The organism is Allofournierella massiliensis (assembly GCF_004345265.1).
Classification (GTDB): domain Bacteria; phylum Bacillota; class Clostridia; order Oscillospirales; family Ruminococcaceae; genus Allofournierella; species Allofournierella massiliensis.
In genome coordinates this window covers 114,204-135,512 of record NZ_SLUM01000004.1, presented here as the reverse complement: position 1 = coordinate 135,512, position 21,309 = coordinate 114,204, and the positions used below count along the sequence as shown (strand labels likewise).

The window sequence follows — 21,309 nt, the reverse complement described above, 5'->3', positions numbered from 1 at the left end:
TTTTCGGCCGGCGCACCACCGGCCCGGCCGGGAGGCTTTCCCTTGCCGGGCCGGTGATTTTTCCTGCGCTCTGGCGTTTTTCGCCCGTTCGTTTTTTCTTATCGCCGGGCATTTTTCAGGCGATTCTCCTCCAGAATGCGGCGAATTTCGCCGTTGGTACGCTCCACCTCTTCCCGGAAGGAACGGGCCGAGACCCGCAGCGCCCCGTGCCCCAGAATGATCAGCTGTTCGGCTCCGTCCGAGGTGACCACCCGCACCCGGCGCTGCTTTGCCAGCTGGTAGGTGGTCTTTTCGATGTACATATCCGCGGTTTCCGCTTCCCGGGTATAGACGATGTAAATATTATGATACCGGCTCACCTCACCGGTGCCATGGGGCACCTTGTAGGCATCGAACACCAGAATTACCTGACAATCGTGAAAGCCCCGGTAATTGCACAAAAGATCCGCCAGCGCCTGCCGCGCGCCTTCCAGATTATCCGCCGCCAGCTTTTTCAACTCATCCCAGGCGAAGATCAGGTTATAGCCGTCCACCAGAAGATACTCCGGCCCGCTGGGTTCAAAATGGTATTCCGCCGGCTTTACCGGCGCGGGGCGGAACAGCTCCCGCCCCTTGGAAGGGCCGTACGTCCGCTCGAAGATGGCTGCCAGCTGCTTGTCCTCCTCCAGCGAGGAGACCGGCGCTGCCTGCCGCCGAGGCTGCCGGGCGGCGGGTGTTTCCTCCTCTTCCGGCTCGTTCAGGCGCACGCCGCTTTCCACATGGGCATGAGCGGGCACCTCGTCCCACTTCACGTTATAGCCTGCGCCATGGGCACAGAACACCGAGTCCGCCGGGTTTTCCGTATCCCGTTCCGGGTCGTAGCCCACCTGCTCGATCACCGCGGGGGCATCGTGGCAGGGCCGGTAGCCCGCCAGCGTGCAGGCCAGTTTCCCCTTGCCCCTGGTGTAGCCGGCCAGTTCCATGGCATAGCCCCGCATTTCCGCCACCGGCACACTGCCGGTGAGCACCGAGGTATCGCCCAGCAGCTCCGGCGGGTCAAAGCTGCCGCCCATCCGCTGCACGTCTGCCATGGCCCGGCCCACCTGCTCGGCGGGCACCTCCAGCCGGAACTCATACCAGGGTTCCAGCAAAATACTGTCCGCCTGCATCAGGCCCTGCCGCACTGCCCGGTAGGTGGCCTGCCGGAAATCGCCGCCCTCGGTATGCTTCAAGTGAGCCCGGCCGGCGGTGAGTGTGATTTTCATATCCGTGATGGGGCTGCCGGTGAGCACGCCCAGATGTTCCTTTTCCTCCAGATGGGTGAGGATCAGCCGCTGCCAGTTCCGGTCCAGCACGTCCTCGCTGCAGATGGAATCAAACTGCAGGCCCGCGCCCCGGGGCAGCGGTTCCAACAGCAGATGCACCTCAGCATAATGGCGCAGCGGCTCAAAATGCCCCACGCCCTCCACCGGCCCGGCGATGGTCTCCTTATACACGATGCTGCCGGGGCCAAAGCCCACAGCCAGCCCAAACCGTTCCCAAATCAGCCGCTTGAGCACGTCCAGCTGCACCTCGCCCATCATCTGCAGATGAATCTCGCCCAGACACTCGTTCCACACAATACGCAACTGGGGGTCCTCCTCCTGCAGCTGGGGCAGCCGTGGCAGCACCGCGTGGGCGTCGCAGCCCTCGGGCAGCAGCAGACGGCAGCTCTGCACCGGCTGGAGCACCGGGGCCTGGCCGGCGGTCTCCTCGCCCAGGCCCTGGCCTGCCCAGGTACGGGTCAGGCCGGTAACGGCGCACACGGTGCCTGCCGGGGCCTGCTCCACCGCCTGGAATTTGGCTCCGGAATACACCCGCAGCTGGTCGGCCTTTTCCTGCCAGGGCTGACCGTCCGGATCTTCACCGGTGAGCAGCGCCTTTACCCGCAGATGGCCGCCGGTGACCTTCAGCCAGGTGAGCCGGCTGCCCTGTTCGTCCCGGGAGATCTTGAACACCCGGGCGGCAAACTCTTCCGCCTCTTTGGGCTGGCGGGTATACGCCTGCAAGGCGGCCAGCAGCTCATCCCCCCCTTGCAGCTTCAGCGCCGAGCCGAACAGGCAGGGAAACACCTGCCGCCGGGCCACCATGGTGGTGATCAGCTCCCGGGGCACTTCTCCGTTTTCCAGATAGGCCTCCATGGCCTCTTCGCTCTGCATGGCCAGTGCTTCCGCAAAGGCATCCGGTTCGAGAGAACCGTCGAAGGGCACGAAACCCTCTTCCAGGCGGGCAAGCTGATCCAGCACTGCCTGCCGATCCGCTCCAGCCAGATCCATCTTGTTCACAAACACAAACACCGGCACCCCATAACGGCGCAGCAGCTTCCACACGGTTTCGGTGTGGCTCTGCACGCCGTCGGTGCCGCTTACCACCAGCACCGCGTAGTCCAGCACCGAGAGAGTGCGCTCCATCTCGCCGGAAAAATCCACATGGCCGGGGGTATCCAGCAGGGTGATCTGCGCATCGGGCAGGCCGAGCACCGCCTGCTTGGAGAAGATGGTGATGCCCCGCTCCCTCTCCATGGCGTTGGTATCCAGAAAGGCGTCCTTGTGATCCACACGGCCCAGCTTTTTCAGGCATCCGGCCCGATACAGCAATGCTTCGGACAGGGTGGTTTTACCCGCGTCCACATGGGCCAGCAGACCCGTACAAATTCGTTTCATCGCGTTTTCTCCTGTGATCGTACTGCCTTTTATTGTATCACAGAATGCACGAAAATCCGAGTTTCATTTTGCTTCTTTCCCCTTCAGCGCCGCCGCTGCTGTTCGGACCGGCGCTCCTCCCGGCTGGACACACAGGCCCCCGCATAACACACCAGTGCGCTGCCCAGCGCCGCACACAATAATACCAGCAACAGGATTGTTCCCACGGCCTTCCCTCCTTCTTTTTGTGGTACAAGACCATGCTACCATGCCCATCGTGCCGTTTTTGCTGCATTCTGCCGGATATTTTCCCCTGTTTTCAAACAATTTTTACGTTTTCGATTGTTCCGGATTGACATACAATTCACCAGTCGTTATAATATAGATACTAAACATCATTGTTCACATAGTATACTATTTTCTGTGCATTTTTCCAATCCACACATCAAGGGGATGGATTCATGAAGAACAAACTTTTTGAAAGGGATCTGCAGTTTCGCTCACCGGCGGCACCAAAAAAGCAGATCGGTTTCGCTGTGGTTGCGGCGGAGGCCATTCTGCTGTTTGTTGCCCATTCCATACTGCACTGGAGCGCCAGCAGCCTGACCCTGTTGATTCTCGGCATGGTCTCGGTGCTTTTTATTTTTGAGCTGATTCCCATTGCCATTGCTGCACTGTGCGTTCCTGTGGCGCTGTGGTATGCGGAAGTTCTGCCCGCCAGCGACATTTTCTCCGGCTTCTGCGACTCTACCGTGGTTCTGTTCGGCGGAATGTTTGTGGTGGGCGGGGCCATGTTCTCCACCGGAATCGTGAGCATTATCGGCAGCAAAATGGCGCGGATTGCCGGCAAAAACGAGACCACCGCCATGCTGGGTGTGATGCTTCTGAGTGCGGTGCTTTCCTCCATGCTCAGCAACACCGGAACTGTGGCCGTTCTGATGCCCATCTGCCTGGGCTTTTCCAAATCGGTGGGCTGCAGCCGCACCCGCCTGCTTTTGCCGCTGGCCATGGCCTGCAGCCTGGGCGGATTGATCTCGCTGGTGGGTACCCCGCCCAACACCACGGTGAACAGCGTGATCACCGCCGCCGGGCTGGGCAGCTTCGGTTTCTTCGAATTCGCCAAGATCGGCATTCCGCTGACCATTGTTGGCATCATTTATCTGCTTACTCTGGGCCGTGTCTTACTGCCCGCCCGTCCCTTTGAGCCGGACGAGGCCGAAGTGATCCCCTCTCCGGAACACTACAACACCAGAAAACAGATCATTACCCTGCTGATCTTTATCGGGCTTTTGATTGGCATGGTGCTGAATCTGGCCCCGCTGGCCGTGCTTACCACCATTGCCGCCGTGCTGTGTGTGGTTTGCGGCACCCTGACGGAAAGCGAAGCCTATGGCTCCATCAGCTGGAGCACCCTGTTTCTCTTTGCGGGTATGCTGCCCATGGCTCAGGCATTGGAGGTTTCCGGTGCCGGCGAACAGATTGCAAACGGGGTGGTGCATCTGCTGGGAAACAACGCCAACCCCTATCTCATTATGTCGGTGCTGTTTCTGCTGACCACCAGCCTGACGCAGTTCATGTCCAATACGGCCTGTGCCGCTCTTCTGGCTCCCATCGGGCTGCACATCGCTTCCAATCTGAGCATCAACCCCAAGAGTGTTCTGATCGTGATTTCGGTGGCTGCCTCCTGTGCGCTGGCCACCCCCATGGGCACCCCGCCCAACACGCTGGTGATGAAGCCGGGCGGATACCGCTTCAACGATTATCTGCGGGTAGGCCTGCCGCTGCTGGTGCTCTGCTATCTGACCACCCTTGTGCTGGTTCCCGTATTCTGGCCCCTGTACACTTGATTCTCCGGGGCATGGAATCCACTCTTTTCTCTGAAACTCCTTTTTCTCTCTTCTCATGGAATAACGCGCCGGCCACAGGGATGACCGGCGCGTTATTCTGTTTAGTGTGATTCATAATCTCCTCTTCGGGCCAGCTGCTGCCCTGAAACGAAAAAAAGCGCCGGAAGCACTTCACAACGGAGTGCTTCCGGCGCATTATCTTTTATTCGGCAACGTATTCCATTTCCAGCGGTTCGCCGTTCAGGGTAACCGTTTTCACCTGGGAAAGATCCAGAATCTCGTTGAACATGCTGTTCAGGGTCACATCCTCACCATCGATGGATGTTCCGGCGGAAGAGGCATCCACCTGGGTACCATCCTGCAGCCAGACGCGAACCTCCGGCATCTCGCCGCCCAGATCCCACAGATCGCCGCTGCCGCGCACGGTAACCGCAACCGGGGAAACGGTCACGCTTTCCACCGTCCAGCCGCCCAGATCCAGCTCCTGCCTGCTCTGCAGCCGTTCCTTCACCTGCTCCAGCCGGAAGGTGGTGGACCAGTTGCCCTGAGTCAGGGAATCATAGGTGGTGCCGCTGTAAACCACTTCCATATCGCTCACATCCTGCCCTTCGGGCAAAAAGAGCACATACTCATTGGTTTCGGTATAATACAGCTCCCGGCTCAGCTCGGTGCGGGGGCCGATGTTCAGCTCCAGCATGGGCAGATCCAGAATCTGGCCCGAGGAATCCTTCAAGCGGAAGCTCAGGCTGTTCACGCCGCCCAGAACACTATCCGTATTGTACTGGATGTGCAGCTGATTGCCGATCTTTGCTGCGGCAGCCACGGTAGCCCAGTCCACACCGTCGATCTTCAGGCCTTCGGCCCAGGGCTCCAGCACAGGCACCTTGCCGGAATCTTTCAGCTGGTCAATCTCCTCCAGTGTAATCTCCGCGTTTTCCGGGTCATCCACGCTCGCCATGCTGCCCATGATCAGGCCCTCTTCCGGGGGCGCATATTCCGCCGCCGGGCCGCTGGCGATCAGCTCGCTCACCGTGTAACCGGTGGATTCGTCGCTCACCTGCTGCTCACCGCTGAGCAGAGAACGGGCGCTCACGGTGATCTTTTCCCCTGCATCGGCGTCGCCGCCCATGCCCTCCAGCCGCAGGATCGCGGTTTCGGTGGTTTCGTCATAACTCACCACGTTGGCGATTGCAATGCCCAGATCATCGCTGATCTGGCAGTCCATCAGGCGCACGGTGTCGCTCACACGGCCCTGCCCGGTGGTATCCTGCAGGCTCAGAAACGCAACGGCCACGCCGCCGTCGTTCACTGCGCCCAGCACCTCCATGCGGATGCCCTGATCCTCGCTCACCTGATTCACCGGCTGCAGAATGGCGATGGTGTCCTCCGAGAGGCCTTTCAGGCTTTCCCGCAGTTCGGGTGCGGCGGCCAGCGTGCCGACGCTCAGAACCATGACTGCGGCAAAGCTTGCCGCCACCGCCAGCACACGGCGCATCGGCCGATGGCGGGGCGCTACGGTCAGGCTGGGCCTGCACTGGGCCAGGATAGCACTCTTTTGGGAAGCATCCAGTTGGATGCTTCCCAACTCGCGATCGATCGCGAGGCGGATGGTATCGTCGCAGCGTTTGTCGTCAAAGATCCTCATAGGGCCCTCCCTCCAAACGTTTTTTCAGCAGCTCCCGCGCCCGGTGGAGCCGGATGCTCACCGTGGACTGAGGCGCCCCCAGAATGGCGGCGATCTCACCCACGCGCAGCTGCTGATAGTAGTGCAGAAGGATGACCTCGCGGTATTTCGGCTTCAGGGCCATGATCTCCTGGATCAGGCGACCCTCTTCCGAACGGGGCTCCTGGCCCGCGGGCAGCTCGGGATACTGATCCACCAGGCTGACCCGGCGCTTCCAGGCGCTGCGCAGGTAATCCTTGCACACATTCACGGTGATCTTCATCACCCAGGCCTTTTCCGTCGCCGGATCCGGAATGGCGGGCCAGGCCCGATAGATTTTCACAAAGGCGTCCTGCACGGCGTCCTGGGCCAGATGCACATCCCCCAGATACATGCAGCAGAGCCGCAGCATTCCATTGCCATATTCATCCACCAGCCGCTCCATCTGCTGCTGGGTGCATGGGGTTTGCGAGGCCACACAATCACGCTCCTTCTTGAGCGCCTTCCATTCTACAAACGATACCTGCGCCCTGAAATATTTCAAAATCTGAAAAAATCTTGCGATTTTCTTAAGAAAACCGATACTTCTTGGTTACAACTTCGAAACATGCCAAAATACACGGCAGCCCCAGCTCTGCACAGTGCAGAGCCGGGGCCCCGAAACCCGGCCACAACCGGGTAATCGTGCTGTTATTATAACAGGTTTCTTCTTTTGAGACAAGCTCCTGTTTACACCAGTACCAGCTTTCCGTCCTGTACGTCCAGCTTCACGGTTCCGGTGAGGGTTCCTGCCACAAAACGCTCGGCCAGCGGATTCTCCACCTGCTTGCGGATTACCCGGCGCAGGTCGCGGGCGCCGAACTTCACGCCGCCGCACTCCTTCACCAGCTGCTCCAGAGCAGCGGGGGTGTATTCCAGGGCAAGGCCCTTGTCGGCCATGGGCTGGCGGTATTCGTCCAGCATCAGGCCGGCGATGCGGCACAGGCTCTGCTCATTCAGCGGCTTGAAGGCTACGATCTCGTCCACACGGCCCAGGAACTCCGGCCGCAGGAAGTCGCCCAGAGCCTTCATCATCTTGTTCTCGCTGATCTGCTCGGCGCTCTTGTTGAAGCCGGTCTCGCCGGTCTTTTCGGTGCTGCCCGCGTTGCTGGTCATACAGATGACCGTGTTCTCGAAGTTCACGGTGCGGCCCTGGCTGTCGGTAATGCGGCCCTCGTCCAGAATCTGCAGCAGGATGTTCAGCACATCCGGATGTGCCTTTTCGATCTCATCGAAGAGCACCACACTGTACGGCCGGCGGCGCACCTGCTCGGTGAGCTGGCCCGCTTCGTCGTGACCCACATAGCCCGGAGGGGCGCCGATCAGGCGGCTGACGGTGTGCTTCTCCATGTATTCGCTCATATCAAAGCGGATCAGCGGATCCACCGAGTCGAACAGCTGGTTGGCCAGCTGCTTGACCAGCTCGGTCTTGCCCACGCCGGTGGGGCCCACAAACAGGAAGCTGGCCGGGCGGCGACGGCCGGCCAGATCTGCCCGGGCACGCTTCATGGCGCGGGCCACCGCGCTCACAGCCTCATCCTGACCGATGATGTGTTTCTTCAGCTCGGTTTCCAGATTCACCAGCTTTGCGAACTCGCTCTCCTGCACCTTCACGGCGGGGATGCCGGTCCACAGCTCGATGACCTTGGCCACATCCTCCATCTCCACCTGAATGCCGCCGGCCTTCAGCTCCAGCGCGGGCAGCTCTTCCCGCAGGCGGGCCAGATCGGTCTTGATCTGGGCCAGACGGGCGTAGTATTCCTCGGTCTGGCCTTCGCCCTCACCGGACTGCTCCGCCGCCAGCTCCTCGGCCTCCAGCGCGGCGATCTTTTTGTGGGTGTCGGCCAGCTGGCTGATCTCCGGATGGCGCAGGTTACAGCAGGCACAGGCCTCGTCCAGCAGGTCGATGGCCTTATCCGGCAGGAAACGATCGGAGATATAGCGCTCGCTCAGGTTGACCACCGCGGCCACAATGGGCTGGCTGACCTCTACACCGTGGTGCTTTTCGTAGTATTTCTTGATGCCGCCAATCACCTCGATGGCCTGGGCCAGGCTGGGCTCGCCCACCTTGACCGGCTGGAAGCGGCGCTCCAGCGCCTGATCCTTCTCGATGTATTTGCGGTACTCGGCAAAGGTGGTGGCGCCGATCACCTGAATCTCGCCGCGGCTGAGGGCGGGCTTCAGGATGTTGCCCGCATTCATGGCGCCCTCGCTGTCGCCTGCACCGGTGATGCTGTGAATCTCGTCGATGAACAGGATCACATTGCCGGCGCTCTTCACCTCGCTGATCAGGCCCTTCACCCGCTGCTCGAACTGGCCGCGGAACTGGGTGCCGGCCACAAGACCGGTCAGATCCAGCAGATACAGCTGCTTGCCCTTCAGGCAGGAGGGCACCTGATCCCGGGCGATGCGCTGGGCAATGCCCTCGGCGATGGCGGTCTTGCCCACGCCGGCCTCGCCGATCAGGCAGGGGTTGTTCTTCTGGCGGCGGGCCAGAATCTGGATGGTGCGGTAGATCTCCTGCTCGCGGCCGATGATTTCATCCAGCTTGCCGGCCTTTGCCTTGGCGGTCAGGTTCTCGCAGTATTTGTCCAGGAACTTATAGCGGGGCTTTTTGCCCTTTTCGTTCTTCTCGCCGTCCTTTTCCTTCTTTTCCTTCGCGCCGAAGCCGAAGGGGAAGGTGGCGCTGCCGCCGGGGGTGAAGCCGTCCTCGTCGCCCTCACCGGAATCGTCGGCATCCGGGTCCTCCTGGCCGCCCATGGGGCCGAAGGGGAACATGCCGTTTTCGCCCGCTTCCTCCATGAAGCTGCTCATGCGCTCTTCCATGTTCTCCAGATCCTGATCCGACACGCCGAACTGCTTCATCAGATCGTCCACCGGCTTGATGCCCAGCTCCCGGGCACAGGTGAGGCAGTAGCCCTCCTGCTTGGGCTGGCCCGCCTCCATGCGCTGCACGAACACAATGGCCGTGCGCTTTTTACAACGTACACAAAGCATATCTCATTTCCCTTCCTTTGGGGTTCCGGGGCAAAAAGCCCGGCTTAATAAAACGGATTGAACTGCCCAAACAGCGAAAAGCCGATGCTTTCGCCCAGCACCTCCTGATTGAGCCAGGGGATGGAGCTGCCGGTGATCACAATAATCGCCCACACGGCGCACAGAATCAGATACAGATCCACCACGCCGGCCAGCAGGCCCATGGCGAAGCCCAGCAGCTTGTTCACGCCGCCCAGAATGGGGATGCGGTTGAAGTTGGTGAGCACCGCCACCACAAAGCTCACAATCACCTTGCACAGCGCGAAGGCCACAAAGAACACCACAATGGCAATGATGGGGGTGAGCAGCGGAGCAATGACCTGCCGCACCACCTGATCCGCCAGCTCCGGGGCGCTGCCGGTAAGCACGCCGCCCGCGGACTGAATGATGCCCGCCTGAATCTCGTCCGGCAGAAAGCCGGCATACTTTTCCACCAGCTGATCCAGCTGCACCTGGCCGCCGTCGGCCAGAGTCTTTTCAATGCTGGTGGTGAAGTTGTTTTCAAAGAACTGGGTGAACAGCACCGGGGCGATGTTCTGGCTGAAGATGCTCGCGCCCAGCAGGCTGGCAAGATTGCCCGCGAACTGCACCAGCGCGGCCGCGAAGCCCTTGCCTGCATAGCGCAGGGCCACCAGCAGCAGAATCGCCAGCAGGATCAGGTCAAAACCGTTGGCAATGGTCATGGGTCATTTCCTCGTTTTCTCTTGGATTTTGCTTAAGAGGTTACTGCTCTGCGGGCTGGGTCACCAGCGCCGCCTGGCCGCCGCTGAATACCAGCAGATTCTTGGCATTCAGCACCGCCTGGGGCTGGCTGTCGGTGGACATTTCCCACAGATATTCCCCTTCCAGATCGTAGGCGGCAACACCACCGCCCCGTAATACATACGCGCCGGACCGGGTGCATACCACTTTGCTTGCGGGTGCAGGCACCGAAGCCGTGCCCAGCTCCTGGCAGTTTGTGTCCAGCAGAATCAGCCGCACCGGTGCATCGGCCATTTCCGAGCCGATCAGCACGCCAATCGCCCGCTGGCTTGCCGACACGCTGAGCAGCGTACCGCTGGGGTAGCTGTAGGTGGCCAGCTGCTCGCCGGTGGTGGTGTCGAACACTGCAATCCGGTTCTGGAACACCACCAGCAGTTTTGTGTTGCTGAGCCAGTGCATCTGCAGCACCGGGCTGGAGCCTGCGTCAATGGTCAGGCCGATGGTGCTGGAATTCAGATCCAGCAGATGAATCTTCACCGCCAGCTGCCCGTTCGCCGCGCTCAGGCAGGCAGCGGCGAACCGCTTGCCGTTCTGGGAAAAGGCGATCTGCCCGGGCACGCCCTCGGAATCGCTGGGGTACCACTGGTAGATGGGCTGGAAGGTGGAATCGTACACCGTGACCTCCGCCAGATAACGGCTGGAATCGGTGACCACCGCCACCGTTCCGCCCGCGGCCATTTCCGCCAGCAGGATGGGCTGGGTGTAGGTGTTGGTGTACAGCGTGCGGGTGCGGCTTTCCACCCGCAGCTCATAGCCTGCCCGGTTATACAGCACAAAGCGGGTCTTGCCGCTGCTGATACACGGCCGGGCATAGTTATGGGCAATGCTGCGCAGCTGGGCGCCCCGGGCGGAAAAAACCACCAGATCCTGGCTGCCCAGCTCCACAAAGCCACCGCCCAGGCTTTCCACCTGAAGCGGCTCGGCAATGCCGGTCTTGACCGGCCAGCCGCCGCCGGGCTGCAGCCCGATGCGGGCGGATTCCACCACGTCGCTGAGCAGTGCAAGGCCCCGGCCGAAAATGCCGCTGGCATACAAAGCCAGCGCAGCCAGCACCACCAGCGCCAGCGCCGCGGTGCGCAGCCGCCGCAGCCTGCGGCGGCGCTTCAATGCGCTCAGGCGGGTGAGCTTTGCCCCGCCGGGCGTCTGATTGGGTTCCATCTCCATATCCCCGCCCCCTTTCTTGTTGTTCGTCACAGAATGCGGCCGGGTTCCCCCTGGGGTCTGCCCGCCTGCCACAGGGGCAGCTCGGGGTAGTCCACCCAGGCCAGGAACAGGCCCTGGGCCGGCAGAGTGGGGCCAGCCTGGCTGCGATCCCGGCTTTCCAGAATGGCGGGAATCTGCTCCGGGTCCAGCTTGTGCTGGCCCGCCAGAACCAGTGTGCCCGCCAGAATCCGCACCATGTTATAAAGGTAGCCGTCCGCGGTGACGGTCACGGTTACCAGATCGCCGGTGCGCTGCACCCGGCATTGGGTGATGGTGCGCACCGTGCTGCCCCGCTGGGCCACCTCGCAGCCGGCGGAGCACAGGCTCATGAAATCGTGGCTGCCCACAAACCGGTCCGCCGCCGCCTGCATGGCAGCCTCGTCCAGCCTGCCCGGCAGCCGGTGATGCCAGCCGGCCCCGAAGGGGCTGTCGATGGGGCTGTTCCAGATGCGGTAGCAGTAGGTCTTAGCGTGGGCGGCGTAGCGGGCGTGGAATTCCTTCTCCACCTCCATGGCCCGGTTCACCCGGATGGCTGCCGGCAGCTTCTGATTCAGCGCCAGCGGCAGCTTTTCCATGGGGATGCGGCAGTCCGCCCAGAAGTTCACCGCATAATGCAGCGCGTGGACTCCCGCGTCGGTGCGGGAGCAGCCCTTCACCGGCGGTCGGGTGCCCAGCAGGGCCTCCAGCCCGTCCTGCAATGCCTGGCAGACCGAAAGGCCGTTGTTCTGCACCTGAAAGCCGCAGAAGCCGCTGCCGTCGTAGCTGATGTCCAGCAGGATGTTCATGGTGTTACAGCACCCCCGGCATCACAAAGCGGGTGGCCCACACCAGACCGAAGGTGACGGCGCAGAAGGCCACGGTGCCCCAGTCGTGGGGCTGAAATTTGAGCACCTTCAGGCGGGTACGGCCCTCGCCGCCCCGGTAGCACCGGCACTCCATGGCCATGGCCAGCTCGTCCGCCCGGCGGAAGGCCGAGATGAACAGCGGGATCAGGATGGGCACCATGGCCTTGATCCGATCCTTGGCGCTGCCGCTGTCCAGCATGGCGCCGCGGGCCTTCTGGGCGTTCATGATCTTGTCGGTCTCCTCAATCAGGGTGGGGATGAACCGGAGGGCGATGGTCATCATCATGGCCAGCTCGTGCACCGGCAGGCCCAGCTTTGCAAAGGGCGACAGCAGCCGCTCGATGGCGTCGGTGAGCACGATGGGGCTGGTGGTGTAGGTGAGCAGGCCGGTGCCCGCGATCAGGGCCACGATACGCACCGCCATGAAGATGGCGTAGGCGATGCCCTCCTTATACACCTTGATGACCCAGAAATGAATCAGCGGCTCGCCCTCGCCGCCCATGAAGAACAGGTTCAGAATGGCCGTGAAGGCGATGATGGGAATGATGGGCTTCAGGCTCTTTACGATGATGCGCAGCGGAATCTTTGCCAGCATGTAAAGGCCCGCCAGCAGCACCAGACTGAGCGCAAGGCCCAGGAAATTGTTGATGGTAAACAGCAGCACAATGTAGGCGATGACCAGCAGAATCTTCAGCCGCGGGTCGGTGCGATGCACGATGGAATCGCCCGGGAAGTGCTGCCCGATGGTGATGTCCTTCAGCATGTGGTTTCCTCCCCTTTGGCCTCTTTGCGGGCCTTCGCCTCCAGAATGGTCTTGACCGCCCAGGGCACGGTGTATACGTCCTGAGGCAGATCCAGCCCCATCTGGCGCAGCTTCAAAAAGATCTTGGTCACCTGCGGAACCGAGAGCCCAAGCGCCAGCAGCTCGTCCGCCCGGGCGAACACCTTGTCCACCCGGGCGTACATGGCGATCTTTTTCTGATCCATCACCAGCACCTTGTCGGCGTATTTGGCAATGTCCTCCATGGAATGGCTCACCAGCAGCACGGTGGTTCCGGTCTCCTTGTGGTAGCGCTTGACCTGGCTGAGGATCATGTCCCGGCCTTCCGGGTCAAGGCCCGCGGCGGGCTCGTCCAGCACCAGCACCCGGGGCTCCATGGCCAGCACGCCCGCAATGGCCACCCGGCGCTTCTGACCGCCGGACAGCTCGAAGGGGCTGCGCTCCAGATATTCCTCCGGCAGGCCGGTGAAGGCCGCCGCCCGGCGCACCCGCCGGTCGATCTCCTCCTCGCTCAGGCCCATGTTTTTGGGGCCGAAAGCGATGTCTTTATAAATCGTCTCCTCAAACAGCTGGTACTCCGGGTACTGGAACACCAGACCCACCGCAAAGCGAACCTTGCGGATGTCCTGCCCCTTGGCCCAGATGTCCTTGCCGTCCAGCAGCACCTGGCCGCTGGTGGGCTTCAGAATGCCGTTGAAGTGGGTGATGAGGGTGGATTTGCCGCTGCCGGTGGAGCCGATGATACCCACAAAGTCGCCCTCTTCCACCGCGAAGCTCACGTCCTCCAGCGCGGTGGTGGCGTCCGGCATGCCGGCGTTGTATATATGAGTCAGATGGCGCGTTTCAATGATGGCTGCCATTGGTTTCACATCCTTACTGCAAAGGGGCGCTAAGCCCCGGAAATGTGCCTCTTCTCAGGCGATACCGCAGAATTCCAGGTGGTGGAGCGCGCCGCAAAATTTTTTGCGGGATGAACCAAAAAGCGCAGGCAATCCTTGGCTGGATTGGCGAGCATTTTTGGAAAATCCCACGGAAAATTTTGGCGCGATACGCCGCCTGAGCCGCCAGGCGTGAATTGTGTGGTATTGCCGCTATAAGATGGCGCTTTCGTCTGTTTTATTCATCCGCCGTTATTTCAGCAGCTCGTAGAGCGCGGCGGCGCACTCGTCCTCGGTGATGATGCCCTCGGGCAGGTTCAGCCCCGCCTTCACCAGTTCATCCCGCAGCTCGGCGGCCTGGGGCACGTCCAGCCGCAGGGAGCGAACCTTCTCGGTCTGGCTGAACACCTCCTTCGGGGTGCCCTCCATGACCACATGGCCCTCGCTCATCACCAGCACCCGGTCGGCCTGCGCGGCCTCCTCCATATAGTGGGTGATGCTCACCACGGTGATGCCGAAATCCTTGTTCAGATGATGGATGGTCTCCATCACCTTTTCCCGGCCCCGGGGGTCCAGCATGGCGGTGGCTTCGTCCAGCACCAGGCAGTCCGGCCGCATGGCGATCACGCCCGCGATGGCCACGCGCTGCTTCTGGCCGCCGCTCAGCTTGTGGGGGGCCTTTTCCCGGTGCTTGTAAATGCCGGACATCTGCATTGCCTCGTCGATGCGGGCGCGGATCTCGGCCGGGGGAACGCCCAGGTTCTCCAGCGCGAAGGCCACATCCTCCTCCACCACGGTGGCGACGATCTGGTTGTCCGGGTTCTGGAACACCATGCCCACGGTCTGGCGAATGTCGTACAGGTGGCTTTCATCCCGGGTATCCATGCCCTCCACGGTCACGGTGCCGCTCTCGGGCAGCAGGATGGCGTTGAAGTGCTTGGCCAGGGTGGACTTGCCGCAGCCGTTGGCGCCCAGCACCGCCACGAACTCCCCCTTGCGGATGGTCATGGATGCGCCATCCACCGCATAAGGGTTTTCCGGGGTGTAGCGAAAGCGCACGTCTTTTGCGGCGATCATCTCGTTCATTTCGGTTTCTCTCCCCTCTCGTTCCGGGCCCGTAAGGTTCAGGCCTCCTGCCAGATGGCGGTGGCCCCACAGGGCACAACGCCGCCGGTACTGCTCACCGGCAGGCCGATCTCATCGCAGCTGGTCACGCCGCCGTGCTTGTTGCACAGGGTGGTTTTCAGGATGTACTCCATCACCGCGGGCGACAGGCCGGTGGTGTAGCTGTTCACCGCCACAAACAGGGGCTGCTCGCTGAGCACGCCCGCGCACAGGGCGATCAGATCATAGATGTTATCCTCCAGCTTCCACACCTCGCCGCCGGGGCCACGGCCATAGCTGGGCGGGTCCATGATGATGGCGTCGTAGGTGTTGCCCCGGCGGATCTCCCGGGCCACAAACTTGGCGCAGTCGTCCACAATCCAGCGGATGGGCTTATCGGCCAGACCGCTGGCCTGTGCATTCTCCCGGGCCCAGGCCACGATGCCCTTGGAGGCATCCACATGGCAGACGCTGGCGCCCGCTGCGGCGCAGGCCAGCGTGGCGCCGCCGGTATAACCGAACAGGTTCAGCACCTTGATGGGGCGGCCGGCAGCCTTGATCTTCTCCTCGTACCAGGCCCAGTTCACAGCCTGCTCCGGGAACACGCCGGTGTGCTTGAAGCCGGTGGGGCTGACCACCAGAGTCAGCGCACCGCAGCCGATCTTCCACTTTTCCGGCAGGCGGCGGCGGTATTCCCACTGGCCGCCGCCCCGCTCGGACCGGTGATACACCGCGTCCGCCTTGGCCCACAGGGGGCTGGTTTCGGGGCTTTTCCACACCACCTGAGGATCCGGGCGCACCAGCAGGGTGCTGCCCCAGCGCTCCAGACGGTTGCCGCAGGTTGCGTCGATGAGTTCATAATCTTGCCAGCTGGTGGCAGGGCGCATACGCAATTCTCCTTTTTCATTCCGGGGAAACCGGTGGTGCTTCGGTGCTCCGGGCGGTTTCCGTATCAGTATAACGTGTATTTATGAAATTTTCTTGGCGGGGTCAGTCGAACATGCTCTGCTGACCCGGAGCATCCAGCTCTTTGGGCAGCTCCAGCCCCAGATGAACCCATGCCTGCCGGGTGGCGCAGCGGCCCCGGGGGGTGCGGGTGAGGAAACCCATCTGCATCAGATAGGGCTCGCATACGTCCTCCAGCGTCACGGCCTCCTCGCCCAGCGCGGCGGCCAGCGTATCCAGACCCACCGGCCCGCCGCCGTACAGCTCAATGATGGCCCGCAGCATGCTCCGGTCCATCTCGTCCAGACCCAGCTCGTCAATGTCCATCCGTTTCAGGGCCAGCTTTGCGGTGGCCTCGTCGATCACGCCGTCCGCCAGAACGGCAGCAAAGTCCCGCACCCGCTTTAACAGCCGGTTGGCCACACGGGGGGTACCACGGCTGCATTTGGCCAGCTCATAGGCCCCTTCCGGGGTGCAGGGCTGGCCCAGAATGCCCGCCGAGCGCTGAATGATGCCGCTCAGCTCATCCGGGCTGTACAGCTCCAGCTTGAGCAGTACGCCGAACCGGTCCCGCAACGGGCCGGTGATCTGGCCCGCACGGGTGGTGGCGCCGATCAGGGTGAACCGGGGCAGGTTGATGCGGATGCTCTGGGCGCTGGGGCCCTTGCCGATCATGATGTCCAGCGCGTAATCCTCCAGCGCGGGATACAGAACCTCCTCCACCTGACGGGACAGGCGATGGATCTCGTCGATGAAGAGCACGTCGCCCTCCTGCAGGTTGGTGAGCAGAGCCGCCAGATCGCCGGGCTTCTCGATGGCCGGGCCGCTGGTGATGCGGATCTGCACCCCCATCTCCTGAGCCACGATGCCCGCCAGCGTGGTCTTGCCCAGACCCGGAGGGCCGTAAAGCAGGATGTGGTCCATGGGCTCGCCCCGGCGCTTGGCGGCTTCCAGATAGATGCACAGGTTTTCCTTTACCTTTTCCTGACCCACATACTCGTCCAGAGTTTTGGGCCGCAGGCTGATCTCTTCGCTTTCGCCCTGATTCATCTCCGGGCTGACCAGCCGTGTGCCGAATTCGTATTCTTCCACAGGTTACCTTCCTTTCGCCATGCCGCGCAGCGCCAGCTTGATGAGTTCCTCCACCGGCAGGGAGGGGTCGGCCTTGGCCACTGCCTGGGCCGCCTCACTGGGGCTGTAGCCCAGGCTGGTGAGGGCCGCGATGGCCTGGCTCAGGTTGCCCGCCGGTGCTCCGCCGCCGCTCACATCGCCCAGCGTGACGCCCTCGGCCAGGCCCTTGCCCACCTTGTCCTTCAGCTCCAGCGCGATGCGCTGGGCCAGCTTGGGGCCCACGCCGTTGGCGGCGGTAAAGGCCTTGTGATCCCCGGCCGAGATGGCCAGTGTGATCCGCTCGGGGGTCATCACGTTCAGAATCGCCAGCCCCACCTTGGGGCCCACGCCGGACACGGCGGTGAGCATCTTGAAGCAGGCCTGCTGCTCCTCGGTGGCAAAACCGAAGAGGGTCACGTCGTTTTCGGTGATATTCATATAGGTATAAAGGGTGACCTCATGGCCGATGGCCGGCAGCGCCGACGACACCGACGCGGGCACCTGCACAAGATAGCCCACTCCCGCGCAGGAAATAACCACCATGTCCAGGGTCTTTTTCAAAAGTTTTCCGGTCAGACAATAAATCATCGGGAACCTCCTGTTGCTTTCTCAACGCTTCGGTCAGCGCAGCGGCGTGCCCATCAGGCGGCTGCGGCTGCAATGGCAATGGGCGATGGCCATGCCCAGTGCGTCGGCGGTATCGTCCGGCTTTGGCACCTTTTCCAGCTTGAGCATCATGCGGGTCATCTCCTGCACCTGCTTTTTCACCGCCTTGCCGTAGCCGGTCACCGCCTGCTTCACCTGCATGGGGGTGTATTCAAAGATGGGGATGCCGCACTTGGCCGCCGCCAGCAGAATCACGCCTCTGGCCTCGGCCACGCCGATCACCGTGGTCTGGTTGTGCTGATAAAACAGCTGCTCGATGCTCAGCGCCTCGGGCTTGTAGGTGGTCATCACATCCAACACGCCCTCATACACCTTGTCCAGCCGCTGTTCAAAGGGCACGCCCGCCTCGGTTGTAACCGCGCCGAACGCCACCGGTGTGAACCGGTTGCCCACATATTCCACCACGCCCCAGCCCACGATTGCATAACCGGGGTCGATGCCCAATACTCGCATAGATACACCTCTCCATATTAACCGATATAGTATACTATATTTTTTATAAAATAGCAAATACCGGCGGAAGCGTTCTCCCGCCGGACAAAAAGAGGGCAGCGGCTCCGGTGAGCCCTGCCCTCTTTTTCTGTTTTCCGGGCGAGAAAACGCGGCAGTTTCCTCGCCCCGGTTCAATCTGACAGATTTTTCGTTTTTATTTCATACTGTTTTCATAGTATTGATGTATCATAACGGGTCGTTGTACGGCGTTGCCCCGCTTCCAACGGCACGCAAAACAAAAAACAGGACGCTCGACTGAGCGCCCTGTGTGGTGGACGGTAAGGAACTCGGTGCGGCCCCGCCCAACCGGGCGGCCCCGCGCCGCTCGGCTTTCCGGCCTTCGCGGCAGCCCGCCGGAAAACCTGCCACCGGCAGATTTTCTGTTCGGCGGTCACCCTTCCGGGATTCGAGTTCCTGCCACTTTTCAAATTCTATAAAACAAAAAACAGGACGCTCGATTGAGCGCCCTGTGTGGTGGACGGTAAGGAACTCGAATCCCTGACCCTCTGCACGTCAAGCAGATGCTCTACCAGCTGAGCTAACCGTCCATGTCCTTTCGGCTTGATTATTATATCGAATCTTTTTTCAAATTGCAAGCATTTTTCCGAAAAAATTTTTTCTTTTTTCATTTTTCCCGTTCCGGCGCTTTTCTGCCGGTTTTTCTTAGCCGCAGCAGATACACGCTGCCCCATGGAAAGGAGCACCGATATGAATTCCCCTTCCCTTTCTTCCCGGCATCCCACCGCCCTCCGGCTGCGCCGGCTTTGCCCCGTTCTTTCCGCTGCACTGGTGCCTGTGGTGCTGCTGGCCGGGCTGTATGCCACCCGGGGCGTGGCCCCCTTCGGGCCGAACAGCCTGTTCTTCGGAGACATGGACGGCCAGTATTCCCATTTTCTGGCCGACTTTTCCGAGCTGTTCGGCCGGGGGCTGTTTTACACCTGGCACAAGGCTCTGGGCGGCGAGGCCCTCAGCTGGGCCGCCTACTATCTGTTCAGCCCTTTTAATTTTCTGGTTCTTTTGTTTCCCACCGCCCAGATGCCCACCGCCGTGACCCTGCTCACCCTGGCCAAGGCGGGCTGCGCCGGGCTTTCGATGAATCTGTTTCTGCGCCGCCGGGTGGGCGGATGGCTCCCGGTTCCGCTCAGCTGGGCCTGGGCGCTGAGCGGTTACCTGCTGGGCTTTTCCCAGAACATCATGTGGATGGACGCTCTCATTGCTCTGCCGCTGATTGCCTGGGGCATCCGGCGCATTCTGGACGGCCGTTCCCCCTGGCTGTACCTGCTGAGCCTTGCGGCGGGAATCTTCTGCTGCTATTACATCGGCTGGATGCTCTGCCTGTATTCCCTGCTCTATTTTCTCTTCGGGCTTGCCGGGGGCAGCGCGGCCGGGCACAAAGGGCGGGCCGCCGGGCGGTTTGCGCTGGCCAGCCTGCTGGCAGGCGGGCTGAATGCCTGGATGCTGCTGCCGGTGGCAAAGGCTCTGGGGCAGGGCAAGGCCCAGGCGGCCATGGAATGGGGCTTTTCCACCAATTTCTCCTTTCCACAGCTGCTGGGCCAGCTGTTCGCGGGGGCCTACCCCGCCGGGCAGGATACCAACACGCTGCCGCTTATCTTTTGCGGTACCCTTCCTCTGGTGCTGGCGGCACTGTTTTTTCTTCGCCCCGGCCCGCTGCGCCCGAAGCTGGCGGGCGGCGGGCTTATGGTCTGCCTGCTGTGCAGCTTCTGGCTGCGCGCGCCGGATCTTGTGTGGCATGGCTTCCAGAGCCCCAGCTGGTTCAATTACCGTTACAGCTTTCTGTTCATCTTCACCCTGCTGGAGCTGGCCGCGTTGGGCGGCAAGGGGCTTGCGGAGCATCTGTCCACCATCCGCCGGTGGGCTGCGCCCGATCTGGTTGCGCTGCTGCTGGCCGCGGGCTGGTGGCTGGAACTGGTTCCCGGCTGGGCAGCGGCACTTGCTCTGTGCTGTCTGGCGGCTGCCGTGCTGCTGCTCACAATACCCCGGCGGCGGGCAGCGGCGCTGCTGGCTGCACTCTGCCTTACGGCGGAGCTTGCGGCCAACGGCTGGGCCGCGCTGGAAGCCTTTGAGCCATTTCCATCCACCCTGCCTCAGCTGACGGAGCAGTGGCAGGCCACCGTGAACGAATACAGCGGGCAGGATCCCTCGGCCCGGATGCAGCTGGCCGAAGGCGGGCAGAACACGCCCTTTTTGCTGAACTACAACGGTCTGAGCCACTACAGCAGCAGCTATTCCGAAGCGACCTATGAACTGATGCGCGCTCTGGGCTGCAGCGGCACCAGCGGCTGGATGAGCTGGGCCGACGGTCTGACCCAGAGCACCGCCAGTCTGCTGGGCCTGCGCTGGCAGCTGGGCGGCACAGCCTCCGGCCAATGGCAGCAGCAGGGCGATGTGTGGGAAAATCCCTGCGCCCTGCCGCTGGTCACCGCGGCGGCAGGCACAGACAGTGCACGGCTTGCACTGGACCGGCCTTTCGACAACCTGAATCAGGTCTACAACACCCTGTTGGGTGAGGATGCCGCCATTCTGCATTCCATTGAGACAGAACCCTCCGTTCAGGGGATGGAAGCCGGGGCGGACGGGCTGCACTACACCGTGACCGGCGAAAACGCCGCCCTGCGTTTTTCTCTCACCGCCCCGGTCTCCGGCGTGCTGTATGCCAGCTTTCCGGTGTACGACCAGTACTGCGGAGCCGATGTCCTTGTGGACGGCGAAGCGGCGGGTCAGACCCTTTTGCAGCAGAGCAACGGCACCCTTTGCCTGGGTTCGGTTCAGGCGGGCCAGACGGTCACCGTGGAACTGCACCCGCAGGCGGACACGCTTTCTCTGGGCGGCTGGAGTTTCGCCGTGGAGGACAGCCGGGCACTGGCCGATGCCTGCGCCCGCCTGCAGCAGCAGGGACTTCAGGTGGAGACCTTTGCCCCCGGCCTTGTGCGCGGAACCATTCAGGTGCCCCAGGGCTGCACCACCCTGTTCACCAGCATTCCCGCCGAGCCCGGCTGGCAGGTGCTGGTGGACGGTGAGCCGGTATCCACCGGCACAGGCTGGGGCGCACTGCTCACCGCGCAGATCACCCCCGGCGAGCATCAGGTCACCCTTTGCTTCACCCCCGCCGGGCTGAAGGCCGGCACGGCAGTCAGCCTGTGCAGCCTGGGCGCTGCAGCTGCCTGGCTGACGGCGCGCCGCCTTGGTCATACAGCCCAGAAAGCCCGGCCCCGCAGCCAAAAACCCTTGTAACAACGCCCAATGCTGTTAAAAATCAT

The 21,309-nt window shown here is 62.0% G+C and carries 17 protein-coding genes and 1 tRNA gene; 2 read left to right on the top strand and 16 right to left on the bottom strand.

Annotated elements, in window-relative coordinates:
- Positions 1-98: 98 nt before the first annotated feature.
- Complete coding sequence (locus EDD77_RS03465; RefSeq protein ID WP_058965930.1) at positions 99-2,681, bottom strand: translation factor GTPase family protein; 2,583 nt, start codon at positions 2,679-2,681, stop codon at positions 99-101.
- 83 nt (positions 2,682-2,764) lie between these two features.
- Positions 2,765-2,887 carry a hypothetical protein gene (locus EDD77_RS18650; RefSeq protein ID WP_276870992.1) on the bottom strand — a complete coding sequence of 41 codons (123 nt, stop codon included), beginning with the start codon at positions 2,885-2,887 and terminating at the stop codon, positions 2,765-2,767.
- Positions 2,888-3,121: 234 nt separating this feature from the next.
- Here EDD77_RS18650 and EDD77_RS03460 point away from each other — a divergent pair, with 234 nt between their 5' ends.
- Positions 3,122-4,507 (top strand): SLC13 family permease, encoded by a 1,386-nt coding sequence (locus EDD77_RS03460; RefSeq protein WP_058965928.1) that lies wholly within the window; start codon positions 3,122-3,124, stop codon positions 4,505-4,507.
- A 202-nt stretch (positions 4,508-4,709) separates the two neighbouring features.
- On the opposite strand, the gene EDD77_RS03455 is transcribed toward EDD77_RS03460, so the two are convergent.
- From EDD77_RS03455 to EDD77_RS03390, 14 genes are all read right to left on the bottom strand, one after another.
- A complete protein-coding gene (locus tag EDD77_RS03455; RefSeq protein ID WP_058965926.1) occupies positions 4,710-6,152 on the bottom strand; it encodes a DUF4179 domain-containing protein in 1,443 nt (480 codons plus the stop codon).
- Complete coding sequence (locus tag EDD77_RS03450) at positions 6,139-6,648, bottom strand: sigma-70 family RNA polymerase sigma factor (RefSeq protein WP_242868443.1); 510 nt, start codon at positions 6,646-6,648, stop codon at positions 6,139-6,141. Before EDD77_RS03450 ends, EDD77_RS03455 begins: the two co-directional genes overlap by 14 nt.
- A gap of 251 nt (positions 6,649-6,899) precedes the next feature.
- On the bottom strand, positions 6,900-9,206 hold the full coding sequence (locus tag EDD77_RS03445) for an ATP-dependent Clp protease ATP-binding subunit (protein ID WP_058965924.1): 2,307 nt from the start codon (positions 9,204-9,206) through the stop codon (positions 6,900-6,902).
- Between the two features lie 44 nt (positions 9,207-9,250).
- Positions 9,251-9,928, bottom strand: coding sequence for a CvpA family protein (locus EDD77_RS03440; protein WP_058965922.1), 678 nt, complete (start codon positions 9,926-9,928; stop codon positions 9,251-9,253).
- A gap of 40 nt (positions 9,929-9,968) precedes the next feature.
- Positions 9,969-11,171 (bottom strand): DUF5711 family protein, encoded by a 1,203-nt coding sequence (locus tag EDD77_RS03435; RefSeq protein WP_058965920.1) that lies wholly within the window; start codon positions 11,169-11,171, stop codon positions 9,969-9,971.
- A 26-nt stretch (positions 11,172-11,197) separates the two neighbouring features.
- Positions 11,198-11,995, bottom strand: a complete 798-nt coding sequence (truA, locus tag EDD77_RS03430; RefSeq protein ID WP_058965918.1) for a tRNA pseudouridine(38-40) synthase TruA — start codon at positions 11,993-11,995, stop codon at positions 11,198-11,200.
- 4 nt (positions 11,996-11,999) lie between these two features.
- Positions 12,000-12,818, bottom strand: a complete 819-nt coding sequence (locus EDD77_RS03425) for an energy-coupling factor transporter transmembrane component T family protein (protein WP_058965916.1) — start codon at positions 12,816-12,818, stop codon at positions 12,000-12,002.
- Positions 12,812-13,696: an energy-coupling factor transporter ATPase gene (locus EDD77_RS03420; RefSeq protein ID WP_058965914.1), complete on the bottom strand. Its 885-nt coding sequence runs from the start codon at positions 13,694-13,696 to the stop codon at positions 12,812-12,814. The genes EDD77_RS03425 and EDD77_RS03420 overlap by 7 nt, the downstream gene beginning before the upstream one ends.
- A 270-nt stretch (positions 13,697-13,966) precedes the next feature.
- Positions 13,967-14,800 (bottom strand): energy-coupling factor transporter ATPase, encoded by an 834-nt coding sequence (locus EDD77_RS03415; RefSeq protein ID WP_058965912.1) that lies wholly within the window; start codon positions 14,798-14,800, stop codon positions 13,967-13,969.
- A gap of 38 nt (positions 14,801-14,838) precedes the next feature.
- Positions 14,839-15,705: a class I SAM-dependent methyltransferase gene (locus tag EDD77_RS03410; RefSeq protein ID WP_058965909.1), complete on the bottom strand. Its 867-nt coding sequence runs from the start codon at positions 15,703-15,705 to the stop codon at positions 14,839-14,841.
- Between the two features lie 103 nt (positions 15,706-15,808).
- Positions 15,809-16,813: a Holliday junction branch migration DNA helicase RuvB gene (gene ruvB / locus EDD77_RS03405; protein ID WP_132587311.1), complete on the bottom strand. Its 1,005-nt coding sequence runs from the start codon at positions 16,811-16,813 to the stop codon at positions 15,809-15,811.
- Between the two features lie 45 nt (positions 16,814-16,858).
- Entirely contained in the window at positions 16,859-17,461 is a 603-nt protein-coding gene (ruvA, locus tag EDD77_RS03400) for a Holliday junction branch migration protein RuvA (protein ID WP_058965906.1), read from the bottom strand.
- Between the two features lie 33 nt (positions 17,462-17,494).
- Positions 17,495-17,992, bottom strand: a complete 498-nt coding sequence (gene ruvC / locus EDD77_RS03395; protein ID WP_058965903.1) for a crossover junction endodeoxyribonuclease RuvC — start codon at positions 17,990-17,992, stop codon at positions 17,495-17,497.
- Positions 17,993-18,503: 511 nt separating this feature from the next.
- Positions 18,504-18,579 (bottom strand) — tRNA-Val (locus EDD77_RS03390).
- A gap of 160 nt (positions 18,580-18,739) precedes the next feature.
- On the opposite strand from EDD77_RS03390, the gene EDD77_RS03385 reads away from it, so the two are divergent.
- A complete protein-coding gene (locus EDD77_RS03385) occupies positions 18,740-21,283 on the top strand; it encodes a YfhO family protein (protein ID WP_058965901.1) in 2,544 nt (847 codons plus the stop codon).
- The last annotated feature ends 26 nt before the right edge of the window (positions 21,284-21,309 follow it).

Coding starts and splice junctions, on each gene's coding strand:
- EDD77_RS03440 (WP_058965922.1), bottom strand. CDS start 9,928: ATGACCATTGCCAACGGTTTTGACCTGATCCTGCTGGCGATTCTGCTG.
- EDD77_RS03435 (WP_058965920.1), bottom strand. CDS start 11,171: ATGGAGATGGAACCCAATCAGACGCCCGGCGGGGCAAAGCTCACCCGC.
- EDD77_RS03465 (WP_058965930.1), bottom strand. CDS start 2,681: ATGAAACGAATTTGTACGGGTCTGCTGGCCCATGTGGACGCGGGTAAA.
- EDD77_RS03410 (WP_058965909.1), bottom strand. CDS start 15,705: ATGCGCCCTGCCACCAGCTGGCAAGATTATGAACTCATCGACGCAACC.
- EDD77_RS03415 (WP_058965912.1), bottom strand. CDS start 14,800: ATGAACGAGATGATCGCCGCAAAAGACGTGCGCTTTCGCTACACCCCG.
- truA (WP_058965918.1), bottom strand. CDS start 11,995: ATGAACATCCTGCTGGACATCAGCTACGACGGCAGCGGCTTCTGCGGC.
- EDD77_RS03420 (WP_058965914.1), bottom strand. CDS start 13,696: ATGGCAGCCATCATTGAAACGCGCCATCTGACTCATATATACAACGCC.
- ruvB (WP_132587311.1), bottom strand. CDS start 16,813: ATGAATCAGGGCGAAAGCGAAGAGATCAGCCTGCGGCCCAAAACTCTG.
- EDD77_RS03455 (WP_058965926.1), bottom strand. CDS start 6,152: ATGAGGATCTTTGACGACAAACGCTGCGACGATACCATCCGCCTCGCG.
- EDD77_RS03460 (WP_058965928.1), top strand. CDS start 3,122: ATGAAGAACAAACTTTTTGAAAGGGATCTGCAGTTTCGCTCACCGGCG.
- EDD77_RS03385 (WP_058965901.1), top strand. CDS start 18,740: ATGAATTCCCCTTCCCTTTCTTCCCGGCATCCCACCGCCCTCCGGCTG.
- EDD77_RS03425 (WP_058965916.1), bottom strand. CDS start 12,818: ATGCTGAAGGACATCACCATCGGGCAGCACTTCCCGGGCGATTCCATC.
- ruvC (WP_058965903.1), bottom strand. CDS start 17,992: ATGCGAGTATTGGGCATCGACCCCGGTTATGCAATCGTGGGCTGGGGC.
- ruvA (WP_058965906.1), bottom strand. CDS start 17,461: ATGATTTATTGTCTGACCGGAAAACTTTTGAAAAAGACCCTGGACATG.
- EDD77_RS03445 (WP_058965924.1), bottom strand. CDS start 9,206: ATGCTTTGTGTACGTTGTAAAAAGCGCACGGCCATTGTGTTCGTGCAG.